Source organism: Bradyrhizobium genosp. P (assembly GCF_049949265.1).
GTDB lineage: Bacteria > Pseudomonadota > Alphaproteobacteria > Rhizobiales > Xanthobacteraceae > Bradyrhizobium.
This window is the reverse complement of sequence record NZ_CP188195.1, coordinates 4,456,483-4,468,487: the sequence shown is the minus strand read 5'-3', so window position 1 is coordinate 4,468,487 and position 12,005 is coordinate 4,456,483. Positions and strand designations below refer to the sequence as shown.

General features: G+C 58.7%; 9 protein-coding genes. 4 read left to right on the top strand and 5 right to left on the bottom strand.

Annotation, left to right across the window (positions count from 1 at the left end):
* Positions 1-70 precede the first annotated feature (70 nt).
* The 3 genes from ACP2YO_RS21515 (at position 71) to ACP2YO_RS21505 (ending at position 3,285) form a co-directional block, all read left to right on the top strand.
* Entirely contained in the window at positions 71-1,291 is a 1,221-nt protein-coding gene (locus ACP2YO_RS21515) for an ABC transporter substrate-binding protein (RefSeq protein ID WP_426442581.1), read from the top strand.
* A 91-nt stretch (positions 1,292-1,382) separates the two neighbouring features.
* Complete coding sequence (locus ACP2YO_RS21510; RefSeq protein ID WP_426443280.1) at positions 1,383-2,162, top strand: SDR family NAD(P)-dependent oxidoreductase; 780 nt, start codon at positions 1,383-1,385, stop codon at positions 2,160-2,162.
* Between the two features lie 559 nt (positions 2,163-2,721).
* On the top strand, positions 2,722-3,285 hold the full coding sequence (locus ACP2YO_RS21505) for a sterol desaturase family protein (RefSeq protein WP_426442580.1): 564 nt from the start codon (positions 2,722-2,724) through the stop codon (positions 3,283-3,285).
* A 209-nt stretch (positions 3,286-3,494) separates the two neighbouring features.
* Here the strand turns inward: ACP2YO_RS21505 and ACP2YO_RS21500 are convergent, their stop codons facing one another.
* From ACP2YO_RS21500 to ACP2YO_RS21480, 5 genes are all read right to left on the bottom strand, one after another.
* Positions 3,495-5,018, bottom strand: coding sequence for an autotransporter outer membrane beta-barrel domain-containing protein (locus tag ACP2YO_RS21500; protein ID WP_426442579.1), 1,524 nt, complete (start codon positions 5,016-5,018; stop codon positions 3,495-3,497).
* 23 nt (positions 5,019-5,041) lie between these two features.
* The gene (locus tag ACP2YO_RS21495) at positions 5,042-7,138 is read right to left on the bottom strand and encodes an autotransporter-associated beta strand repeat-containing protein (RefSeq protein WP_426442578.1); all 2,097 of its coding nucleotides are present in this window, start codon (positions 7,136-7,138) and stop codon (positions 5,042-5,044) included.
* Positions 7,139-7,983: 845 nt separating this feature from the next.
* Complete coding sequence (locus ACP2YO_RS21490) at positions 7,984-8,082, bottom strand: rubredoxin (protein ID WP_426443279.1); 99 nt, start codon at positions 8,080-8,082, stop codon at positions 7,984-7,986.
* Positions 8,083-8,247: 165 nt separating this feature from the next.
* Positions 8,248-9,219 (bottom strand): cytochrome P450, encoded by a 972-nt coding sequence (locus ACP2YO_RS21485; protein WP_426442577.1) that lies wholly within the window; start codon positions 9,217-9,219, stop codon positions 8,248-8,250.
* A 560-nt stretch (positions 9,220-9,779) separates the two neighbouring features.
* A complete protein-coding gene (locus ACP2YO_RS21480) occupies positions 9,780-10,742 on the bottom strand; it encodes an aldo/keto reductase (RefSeq protein WP_426442576.1) in 963 nt (320 codons plus the stop codon).
* A gap of 132 nt (positions 10,743-10,874) precedes the next feature.
* Between ACP2YO_RS21480 and ACP2YO_RS21475 the strand changes: the two genes are divergently transcribed.
* Entirely contained in the window at positions 10,875-11,750 is an 876-nt protein-coding gene (locus tag ACP2YO_RS21475) for an AraC family transcriptional regulator N-terminal domain-containing protein (RefSeq protein ID WP_426442575.1), read from the top strand.
* Positions 11,751-12,005: the final 255 nt, after the last annotated feature.

The following is a 12,005-nucleotide window of genomic DNA, read 5'->3' as shown; positions in this document are numbered from 1 at the left end:
AAGCGACGCGAACCAGCGCGTGGCCCGAATAATAATTGCGCGTCAGGTGCGCCACACCAAGGGAAGAAACATGCGATTGAGCATCACCCGACGCCGCGCGCTTGCGGTCACCGCTTCAGCGATCGCAACACCATTTATTTTGCCGCGACAAGCGCGAAGCGCCAATGACGAGGGCATCACCGATACCGAGATCAAGCTCGGATCGACGGCGACCTATAGCGGACCAGTCTCGGCAATCGCTTCCTATGGCGAAGCGCAGGTGGCCTATTTCAAGATGATCAACGATCGAGGCGGCATCAACGGCCGCAAGATCAATTTCATCTCGCTCGACAATGCCTTCTCTCCGCCCAAGACGATTGAGCAAACGCGGCGGCTGGTCGAGTCCGACGGCGTGTTCGCGGTTGCCGGCGCTCTCGGCACGCCAACCAACGCCGCGGTCCAGAAGTATCTCAATTCCAAGAAGGTCCCGAACTTGTTCTTCACGTCGGGCTCCGAACGATTCAACGATCCAACGAACTATCCCTGGATCGTTCCGCTCTATCCCTCCTATGTCGCGCAAGGCGCGATATATGCGCGGTTTCTGCTCGCGACCAAGCCGGACGCAAAGATCGGCGTGCTGTACGAGAACGATGACCTTGGGCGCGATTATCAGCGGGGCCTCAAGCAGGGACTGGGCGACAAGGCGTCGACGATGATCGTTGCCGAAAAGTCTCACGAGACCACCGATCCGACGATCGACAGCGCGGTCATTTCAATTCAGGCCGCGGGTGCCGACGCATTCCTCCAATTCACCAACCAGCGCTATGCCGCGCAAGGCATCCGCAAGGTGGCGACCTCGAACTGGAAGCCGCTGCAAATCATCTGCTCCAATGCGGCGAGCATCGGACAAACATTGATTCCCGCGGGTGTTGAGAACTGCAAGGGCATCCTGTCCGCGCGCTGGGAGAAGGCACCGAGCGATCCCGCTTTCGCCAACGACCCGGGCGTCCAGGAATTCAAGCGCTTCGTCAGCCGATATATGCCGCGATACAGCCTGGACGATCTTAATGCGGTCCCCGGCTACAATTGTGCCTGTGCGATCGCGGAGGTGCTGAAGCGTTGCGGCGACGAGCTGACACGGGAAAACCTCCTGAAGCATGCGACATCGCTCAGGGACCTTGCTCTGCCGATGCTTCTAAATGGAATCAAAGTGTCGAACTCGCCGACCGATTACGCCGCTTTCCATGCCATGGAACTGATCCAGTTCGACGGCGAGAAATGGGTCGGCCAGGGCGACGTGATTCAGATTTAGCCGCTCGAATGCGTGGTCTGGTCGCGGACGCGCAGCGGCCATGATGATCGCCGCGGTCGACGCGTACTTTTTTCATCAGGATCGAAATACAATGGATCTCGGGATCAATGGTCGTACGGCGGTGGTCTGCGCCGCAAGCAAGGGGCTCGGTCGAGCCTGCGCCGAAGCGTTGGCCGCAGAAGGCGTCAATCTCGTGATCACAGCGCGCAATGCCGAACTGTTGGAGCAGACGGCGGCGGAGATTCGCCAAAGATTTTCCGTCACGGTTGCCACCGCACCCGGCGATGTCACCACTGAGAGTGGACGCGCAGCGGCGCTGGAGGCCTGTCCGGCCCCCGACATTCTGATCAATAATGCCGGCGGACCGCCGGTCGGTGATTGGCGCACCTTTGAACGCGATCAGTGGCTGGGTGCGACCGACAGCAACATGGTTGCGGCGATCATGCTGATACGCGCAGTGATCGACGGCATGGCCGAACGCAAGTTCGGACGGATCATCAATATCACGTCCGCACTGGTGAAGCAGCCGCACGCCGCTTTGAGTCTGTCGGTCGCGGCGCGGCTCGGGCTGACCGGGTTTACCAAGGCGATTGCCGCCCAATACGTGGGGGCAAATGTGACGATCAACAGCCTGTTGCCCGAGCAGTTTGAAACCGATCGGCTGCGCTCCAACATTCAGAAGCTGACCGCCAAGAGCGGCCGCACACTCGATGAGGAAATCGCCGCGGCAGCCGCAAGCAGCCCCGCCAAGCGCATGGGACGCGTCGAGGAATTTGGTGCCGTCTGCGCGTTCTACTGCAGCGCCCATGCCGGTTATCTGACCGGCCAGAATGTCATGCTGGATGGCGGCCGATACCCTGCTGTCTTCTGACGAGCAAAATCTCGCAAATTCGATCGGGTCGAGTCGGTCTTCCGCGCCCTGCCCGAGGTCGGCTGCTCGCACCTGCCATCCATAGATTTTCTTGGTTCCCCCGGTGCACGATTGCGGCGCCCGGTTCTGCAAATGCTTGAATCGCTCCGCCTCTTGGACGGCTCAAGGAAGCGATCGCAGGGCCCTGATTCAGATACCGCATCTTCGCAGGTACCACTGAGTCTGGCGCCGCCTTCCTTCAGCATCCGTCACAGCCAACTCACTGAAGTTACACGCAGGTTACCTTTCGGTGGTCTCGAGAATATTTCCGAACATTGCGACAAGAAGACTGGCGCGTGTTTTCAGTTGAACCTCAATTATTCTTATCTATCTACCGCATATGGTCACAGCAAATGGTGCGCTTTGCGCCTATCCCGCATGCGACAGGTCTTAATTTGGCTGTCTTTGGTCGCTCAGTGACTCAGATACCGTAAGCGACCGACTGAACGTTTACGCGAGAGACGCCTTTGCAATCGAGCGTCAGCGATAGCTCCGAGTTCCTGCCGTGCATCAAAGTAAAATGTCATACTACGCGGATATGGTCTTCTACCCGGTTCTCATCGTGGGCTTTATGATCATCGAAGCGCGAGCGAATGGACCGTCCCTCTTGGTTTGGATGACGGCGTGTCTCCTTGGTATTTCCTTCTGGACCCTCGTCGAGTATATGCTGCACCGGTTTGTTCTGCATAAACTCCCAGGAATCGCGCAGCTTCACGATCGGCATCACGTTCGACCTAGCGCTTTTGTCGGAACTCCGGTCTGGATCAGTTTCATAGCCTGGTTGATCGTCTTTCTACTGCTGTGGCGGATCAGCGACTTTGAAATCGCGAGCGGTGGTCTTTCCGGGCTTATTCTGGGGTACGTCTGGTATCTTCTAGTTCACGACGCCGTCCATAGATGGCCCCTGAAGCAGGATTCGTGGCTGTTGAAGGTCAGGCGCCGTCATCTGCTTCATCATCACCATTCCGATCGGACGGGAAACTTCGGTGTATCCACTGGCTTTTGGGATGCAGTGTTCAAGACCGAAATCAGCCGGAAACCATCGGCGTTTGGAGCTGCCGCAAGCGACCTTTTTGATCGGTGAACATGGCCTCGCAACAATCATTAACACCAGCCATTAAAAATGCTGAATTCCTGAGACGGGATCGGCGCCGGTACAAGCCGCAGTATGTCGGGAATCCACGCTGAGAAATTCTGGTTGTCGAAGAGCCCGTCGAGAAACTTTTCGCGCTTTCCGCTGCGGTGAGCGACAGTCTTCGCTGACGCGGAGCGAGCGAAATATCTTTCAAGGCCTCACCAAGCCACGCGCGCTCCGAACTTGCCGCCGTAGGCGTCGCTGCGACCGTTGAAGCCAATCTGATAGTTCAGGTTGGTATAGAAGCTAGTGTTGCGAGCGACCTGGACGTCAAACCCGGCGGCGATTTCGCCCCAGCTTCCGCCGAGATCCGAGCGGAACGGAATAAAGCCGGTCGCCGAAGAGAACGACGTGGTCGGATTGCCTAAGAACTCGTACCATACGCTCGGCCGGACCCACGCGGTGATGAGGTGTGGCTGCACCGCGCCCGGATCGATGGCGAAGCTGCGCGCAAATCGCGCGCCCAGCCGGCCGGCGAGCGAGTCCACATCGTTGAACGCGACACTGGCGGCGCTGTCCGCGCTGCCCGCAAGCGACGCGGTCTGGTAAATCAGCTGCGCCTGCGGCTCGATGCTATAGCCGGCGCCGAGCTGGAACGGCTTGCCGGTCTCCAGAGATGCCGCGAAGCTGCCGCCCTGGGTGGTAAGACCACTGATACCGAGCGGCGCAGCCTTGAGATCGTTCCAGGTATACTGGGTGACGGCGTCGAGATACCAGCCGGTGGCGCTGAACCTCGTCCAGTAGCCGCCGAGCGTGTAGGCTTTGAGGGTGTTGCTGCCGGCCGGCAGCCCGGTGAGATGCGTGACGTTGGCGGACATCTGACCGATCGCGGTATAGATGCCGGCGTGATCGCTGCCGCCGTCAGCACGTTCGGCACGATAGAGATCAATGCCGCCCTGGAAGGCGTCGATGCCGTAATTGTATTGCGGGCCCTTGCTGAGAATGCCGTCCGAGCTGCCAAATTGGGACCCACTCAGTGTGATGATGCGGGCCCAGCCGAGCGAGGGCTGCGGATTGTTACCGTCCGCCGGCGCGACGCTCGGCCGTTCCTCGCCGATCCGCTCATGCAGCGTATCCATCAGGTTGCGGCCGTATTGCAGCACCATGGACGGCAGCGTCGCGTAGAGCGACGTCTCTGCGCGATAGTGGGGCACAGTCGGAGGGGTTGGAGGAGCCGAGGGCGATGTCGGTGGAATCGACGGCTGTGCACAAACCGAGGCGTTCGGCGCCAGCGTGCAGTCGAGGGTGGAGCGCAGGTACCAGGCTTGCGGATTACTGGCGTCGATGCTGGAGCGGAACAACGTGTACTCGTACGGGCCCGCCACCGTTCGGTTGCCGAGGCCGAAAGCACCGGCCGCGGTGGTGCCGCCGTTCGTGGTATCGATGAGCAGAATGCCGTTGCCGGTGGTCAATGCGCCAGCGCCGCCGGCATTGGCAATGCGCAGGAACGAATTGCCGGTCGCCGCGCCGCCGTTGATCACCAATCGGTCCGACCGAGATCCGTCCGCGCCGAGAAACGTGTTCATGGCAATCGCGCCGCCTTGCCCGACATAATTGGCGGTCGTCAGCACCGTACCCGGCGAAGTGCTGGTGCCCATGTTGACCAGGCCGGTATTGGTCAGGCCGGCGACCGTTTGGTTGAAGCCGGCAAGATAGAGTGTGCCGCCGCTCGCCACGGTCACTGCCGAGTTCGGGCTGAATGTGTTCAGCCCGCCGGCCTGCAGGGCCCCGCGGCCACGCTCGTTGCACCACTATAGCTATTGGCGCCGGTCAGGATCGTGGTGCCGCTGCCGATCTGGTTGACCGCACCGGTGCCGGAGATCAAGCCGGTGAAGCTCAGCGGATCACTGCGATTGAAAACGAGCGTACCGTTGTCCGTCACGTTGCCGACGATGCTGCCCGTCGTGCCGCCATCGCCGAGTTGCAATGTGCCAGCACTGATAATGGTGCCGCCGGTATAGGTGCTGTTGCCGGTGAGAGCCGTCGTGCCGCTGCCGATCTGGTTGACCGCACCGGTGCCGGAGATCAAGCCAGCATAGCTCATCATCGTACTGGTTGCGGGATTGAAGGCCAGCCTCGCTGCGTTGGTCACGTCACCAACGATCGAACCGTTCGACGTTCCATCGCCCAGTTGCAGCGTACCGGCCGAGATAATGGTATTACCGCTGTAGGTGTTGGCATCGGTGAGCACTAACGTGCCGCTGCCGGTCTTGGTCAGACCTCCCGCACCGTCGATTACACCACTCATGGTGAATGTGGTGCCGGGCGCGACGTCGAAGGTCCCTCCGCCGGCGTTCAACGTTGTTGAGCGTACCGAGGTGAAGCTGGCCGTGGTGGCCAGTGTCGCGCCGTTTGCGATCGTCAGCGTCCCAAACCCCGCTCCTAGAGCGTCGTCGCTGCTGATCTGCAGAGTGCCCCCCAGAATGCTCCATGGGGTTATTGCGAACGTCGCACCGGTCAAATTCCAGGTGCTGGCGCCGGTTTTCTCGAAATTCTGGAAGCCGAGAAACTGCGAACCGATGTCCGATGCGTCGAAGCTGCTGTTGGCCACGCCGCCCAATGCCAAAGTATTGCTGACACCGGCAAAGGCATTGACGTCACCAGTGATGCTCCAGCCGGCCTGCAATTCCAGCCTGTTGCTGCCGCCGGTGAAGGTGATCGCATTCCCGCGCACAACACCGCTGCCATCCAGGCCACCGCTGATGGCGCCGGCATTGACGATACTCACGTCGCTGCCGTTAATGCCACGTCCGCCCGCACCGACGGGGGCGCCGCCGCCGCCACTGATCGCAGCCCCGACGTTGTTTATGACGGTTAGACCACTGCCGTTGATCCCATCGCCACCCCGGCCACCAGTGTTAAGAATGCCGCCCGTGCCGCCCCCTCCCCCCGAGATGGTTCCGCTATTGCGGACGGTCAGCCTATCGCCCGAAATGCCGTGACCGCCGGCGCCACCGTTGCCTGTGGAGTTTGCGAAGGGGTCGGGGGAGGTGTTTCCGCCTTGCCCCCCCGAAACGGTACCGCCACTCACATTAGTGAAGGTATTGGCAGTCCCCGTAAAGATGACGCCGCTGCCACCACCACCACCGCTCGCAGGGTAGGCGCTGAAGTCGCCGACTCCGCCGCTACCGCCATTACCGCCCAGAATGGTCCCCGAGTTACTGCTGGTGGCACCGCCTCCTGTGACAAGCGCTCCGGCCCCCCCAGCACCACCACCACCATTACCGCCTGTTGGACCATAGACAACTAAGCCGCCACTGCCGCCTTGGTCGGCGGCACCACCTGGGCCCGGTTTCCCGCCTCCGCCATCGCCGGCGAGACTGCCCCCGCCCCCGGCACCGCCATTGCCTCCCGTCAGCGCACCGCTATTGATCAAGATCGCAGCTCCGCTTCCATTGCCGTATTGGCCGCCGCCACCTCCGCCGCCGCTATTGCCGTCGAAACCGCTACTGCCGTTTGCTCCGGGCAGAGCCCCGCCGGCGCCACCAGCGCCGCCCGTGCCAATGCCATTCTGGCCAGCCGCCCCAGCTGTGCCACCCGTGCCACCGCTGCCTAACTGAGCCCAAGCCGGGCTGCTGTGCAACGCAAACGCCAACAACAGCAACGACGCTCCGCTCAGATGCGGGCGGCGGGGGCGATGGCACGTGGCGTGTGGCGTCATGGCGCAGTCCTTCAGCAGGCCGTTGAAGCAGGATGGATGTGAGCCTGGAAATTCATCCGGCGATCCTCCGTCGACTGACCCAACCAAATCGTCACCCGCCTTCGGGAGACGCTGCACTCGCTCGACGAATGCGGTGATCATGGGGCTATGGCCATCTGTCGTGGCCCGCGCGCGTTACTATAATCAGCTGCCGCAAGGTCGTACTTCCGAATTGGCGGTGCTCAAACGGTGGTGCAGCTCGATTACTCCCGCGAAGGAATAGGGGCGACGTAGTGAATCAAGATGAGAAGCGCGAAGCGATGGAAAGAATACTCGGCGGGAAGATCGAGGAGCGGGGGAAGCGATCGATTCCAGGTGTAGATCTGGTCGAGGGGACGGAGTTTGCTTATTACGAAGATGATAGAAAGCTCAACGCGAAGAAGCAGTTTAGAGCCCTTTTGGATGCCGCTGGCACCATAACAGCAACGAGCGGCGGTGTGACTTCAGACATGGGAACTCCTCACGATATTGCTGACGAATACATTTGGAGCTCCGGCGTTGAGGCCCATGTGCGACGACACACCCGAGAATGTGATGACGTCAGAGATGGCGTTGGCCGGGTTCAAGGTGCTGTACCCGGATCGGGAGGGGTCTGCGCAGTGAGCACGGAGCCCTGCCCATCAATCGCAGCCTTAAACAGACGTATGGCGTTAAGTTAGTATACGCAGCATGGGAGATCGCAAAGTCGAGATTATATATAACGTCCGCTCAGGCTATGAAGCGCGAATGGCAACGTGCAAATCCTCAGATCCTATCAGTTTCGGCACATCTTGGATGCGAGCGGCGGCATTAGCGACCTGCAGGCTAAAATATCATAGTGCCCCAGAGCTAATGTAGTTATCAGTTTCATCGGCGCTGGGGCGCCAGATTGCCACCATTCGGAATAAAACCGCGAACTCGAAAGATTCCGGGTACTTCGAGCGTTGGCATCCCATTGGACGGCAAAACTAGATTTCGACCATATCGAAATCGGATTTTGCCGCTCCACATGATGGACAAACCCAATCATCCGGAATGTCGGTCCAACGCGTGCCGGGCGGCAACATTCCATCCGGATCGCCCTCCGCCTCGCTGTAGACGTAGCCACAACTCCGACACTGCCAAATCTTGAGGTCTGTCATCTTCTCCAAATCGATTCCCGCCATTTTCCGCTTTGGACCACGAAAGATTCCCTTGAGGAGCGATCACGTGGGGCTAGTCGCGCCGGCGTCTCATGCGGCCTTGTATCGAATGGGTACAGCCTTCGGACCACACACCAGATTTGCAGCAGTGCGTTTAGGCTCACCCGCAAGTTCAAGTGTCTTCAACCGTGGCAACAGTTCCTCAAGAAAGATTTTCATTTCCAGGCGAGCAAGATGCTGGCCAAGGCAGACGTGCGCTCCATGACCAAAGCCCAGGTGCCGGTTTGGACTGCGCGCAAGATCGAATTGAAATGGTTCGTCGAACTTGGTTTCGTCCCGATTGGCTGAGGGAAAGGAAACCATCACCCAATCCCCCGCTTCAATTCGCCGTTCGCCAAGCTCGACGCCAATCGCGGCCGTTCGCATAAAATGTTTGACTGGCGTCTCCCAGCGCAACGTCTCCTCAATCATCTTTGGAACGAGCGAGAGATCGGTCTGCAAGGTTCGCAAAAGGTCGGAGCGCTCCGCGAGAACCCAAGCTGCACTTGCGAGCGATGACGAGGTCGTATCGTGCCCCGCAGTAGCTATAGCGCTATAGTAGGAAACGGTTTCGAGATCTCCAAGATCGGCACCGTCAACCTTGCTGTTGGCAATCACGCTCGCCAGATCATTTCTGGGCGCTCGGCGTCGAGCGTCGGTAACTTGGGCGAAGTAGTCATGAATTTCACGGACTGCTTCATACCGTGTTTTCGCCATCTCGCCCGGGGCTTGGCTGGTCTTTGCACGATTGAGTTCAGGATCTGCGGCACCAAAAATTTCCTGAGTAAGCTTGAGCATCAGAGGCGCATCCGCTGGGGGAACACCGAGCACCGTCATGATGACGCGCAATGGAAACATGAATGCCACGTCCCTGGCGAAGTCGCATTCTTCACCAGCGTCAAGCATGTGGTCGACGTATTCCCTGGCTAGAGCGCGGATCTGGTCGTCAAGTCGGCGCATGTTCTGCGGCAAAAAAGCACCATGGGTGATCCGCCGGTAGCTGGTGTGATCTGGATTATCCATCCGTGCTATCGAACGCGACGAAGACTCGGAACCTCCCGTTAGCAGTCTATTCTGCCGGGCCTCGGCTCTACTGATGAGGATATGCGGTCGAGGAGCGTGGAGAAAGACGTCCGTCTTCAACTCTACCGCTTGAACGTCGTCATATCGAGTGATCACCCAAAAGGGGTCATATCCATCGGGTTGCGCTATCGCGACCGGCTCGCTCCGGCGCAACTCGGCAAGGGCTCTATGTGATATATCCCACTGCGCGTAAGCCCGGGGATCGACGATTGCGTTCGCGATTTCGGTTGCCAGCATCTCTTTCATCCCTCTTGGTCGTCCGCAACTTGGGAACGGGGCCCACCGGCGCCCGGCGCTACCCGAACCTGTGAAGCCGATGGTTTCGCAGCTAAGCGCTTGGTACCGACATGGCGCCGCTCCGCTGTTGTCCCGAGAGAGAGAATAATAGGTCTGACCAATCGTGCAATAATAAACCTGCTATTGACAGGGCGCCGGTAGCTGACTATCATTGGTCATACCATTATGCAGCCTGAAAGTCGAGAAAATTAGATTCGCCTAATCTAAATCCACTTCGGCGCACCGCCGATGTAACGCTCGCCGAAAGCACCATTCGGGAGGACTCTCTTGATCCTTGCGAGATCATCCTGCGTGAGATTGAGATCGACCGCACCGACATTCTCGACCAGCCGCTCCTGCTTTCGGGTGCCGGGGATCGGAACGATATCGTTACCCTGCGCAAGGAGCCATGCAAGTGCGAGTTGGGCAACTGTTGCACCTTTGCTTTCGGCAATATCAGTCAACTGGCGGACGGCCTCGAAGTTTTTTTCGAAATTTCCGGGCTGCCATCGAAGATCAAAACTGTGGCGCATGTCGGTCTGCTCGTAAGCAGCGGCCGGCTTCACAGCGCTGGTAAGGAAGCCACGCCCCAGCGGTGAATAGGCGACGAAGCCAATGCCCAATTCCCGTGTGGTCTGCAGGACGGTTTCAACGTCACGCTCAAACACCGAGTATTCAGTCTGTAATACGGTCACGGGCTGGACCGAATGTGCCCTGCGGATGGTCTGCGGACCGGCTTCACTTAGCCCGAAATGTCTGACTTTGCCCTCGGCAATCAGGTCCTTGACGGTTCCTGCAACATCCTCGATCTGAACATTCGGATCGACGCGGTGCTGGTAAAGGATGTCGATATGATCAACACCGAGATCACGAAGGCTGTTTTCCGTGACCTCACGGATGTGTTCCGGACGGCTGTTCATGCCCTTGTCACGGGTGAGACCGAACTTTGTGGCGATGACAACATCATTGCGGAAGCCCTTCACTGCCCGGCCAATAAACTTCTCGTTCTCCCCCCAACCATAGAACTCGGCGGTGTCGAAGAGCGTTATGCCCAACTCATAGGCGCGGTGAATTGTCTTCAGACCTTCCTGTTCGTCACTCGATCCATAAGCCAGGTGAACGCCCATCGCGCCGTAGCCGATCTCTGATACTTCAGGGCCGTTCGAACCAAGTTTGCGCTTCTTCATGGCAATGTCCTTTTCATTGAGGCCTTGCCATTTTGGACATTCATCCATTCGGGACGATGCCTGATGCCCTCGAAAGATTGCCTGATTCTGCCGATCCATTGACCTGACCGCGCAACCTTGCGAGATTCAGACATGAGCACGATCCAAGACATTCTGGACATCGCCCGTCGCCATGACGCGCCAAGTAATGACGACGTTCCCCGTCTCAAGATTTCCAGGTCGGACTACCCCACCGAGCCGATGTCGTTCATATGGAAGCCCGCTGTCTGTCTGGTTCTTCAAGGCGCCAAACGAATGGTGATTGGTAACAAGACCCTCGAATACGGTGCGGGCGATTGCATGATCGTGGCTGCGGAGGTCGCCGCCATGGTGCAGATAAGCCAAGCCAAGCTTGGCCGGCCTTACCTCGCGGCAAATCTTTATCTCGATCCGGCCATGATATCTGCGTTGCTGGTGGACATGGCAGGAATCCCTGAACCTGTTTCTCTCTCGGGCTTCAATATAGCCAAAGCGCCTTCGCTCTTGCTCGATGCATGGCGGCGCTTCGTCGAGCTTCTGGATCGTCCGGAAGAAATTCCGATCATGGCGACCCGTTTTGAGCAAGAGGTGCTACTTCGACTGCTCATGGGGCCCCAAGGTTTTGTCCTTCGCCAGTTGGCAAGGCCGGACTCACGCCTAGGTCAAATTCGACGGGCGATGGAATGGATTCGTGAACGCCACGCAGAGCGGATCACCATCGGCCAGATGGCGGCCATTGCAGGAATGAGCCCATCAGTGTTCCATCGACGCTTCAAGGCTATCACTGAACTAAGCCCGCTACAGTATCAAAAGCATATCCGACTTAACGAGGCTCGACGGCAAATCATCACAGATGGAAGCAATGCCGCATCCGTAGGATTTTCCGTTGGTTACGAAAGCCCGTCGCAGTTCAGCCGCGAGTACAAACGTTTGTTCGGCGAGCCCCCTCGTCGAGATGCGGCCGCACTTCAGTCTATTCTCGAAAGCTGAAGTAGCTCGCGCCTGCGGGACGGCGGCCTTTCAGGATGCGCGGCGTCGATATTGTGCTTCCTGTGTCCATTGCATCGACATCGTCGGGACCTGGGCCATTGCAAAGCTCCTCTGTTAAACGGAGGTTCCGCCGGGTCGCAACGAATGGCCCGAACTCCCAAGTGATCGGGCCAAGCAAATCGAGGGCCCGGCCCTCGAAACTGCGGAAATTGACAAATAATAACTTCCCAAATATTGGTATGACCAATTAACAAA

Excerpts from the sequence above, each read along its gene's own strand:
- ACP2YO_RS21480 (WP_426442576.1), bottom strand. The coding sequence starts at position 10,742 with ATGAAGAAGCGCAAACTTGGTTCGAACGGCCCTGAAGTATCAGAGATC.
- ACP2YO_RS21510 (WP_426443280.1), top strand. The coding sequence starts at position 1,383 with ATGGATCTCGGGATCAATGGTCGTACGGCGGTGGTCTGCGCCGCAAGC.
- ACP2YO_RS21475 (WP_426442575.1), top strand. The coding sequence starts at position 10,875 with ATGAGCACGATCCAAGACATTCTGGACATCGCCCGTCGCCATGACGCG.
- ACP2YO_RS21485 (WP_426442577.1), bottom strand. The coding sequence starts at position 9,219 with ATGGATAATCCAGATCACACCAGCTACCGGCGGATCACCCATGGTGCT.
- ACP2YO_RS21515 (WP_426442581.1), top strand. The coding sequence starts at position 71 with ATGCGATTGAGCATCACCCGACGCCGCGCGCTTGCGGTCACCGCTTCA.
- ACP2YO_RS21490 (WP_426443279.1), bottom strand. The coding sequence starts at position 8,082 with ATGTTGCCGCCCGGCACGCGTTGGACCGACATTCCGGATGATTGGGTT.
- ACP2YO_RS21495 (WP_426442578.1), bottom strand. The coding sequence starts at position 7,138 with ATGATCACCGCATTCGTCGAGCGAGTGCAGCGTCTCCCGAAGGCGGGT.
- ACP2YO_RS21505 (WP_426442580.1), top strand. The coding sequence starts at position 2,722 with ATGTCATACTACGCGGATATGGTCTTCTACCCGGTTCTCATCGTGGGC.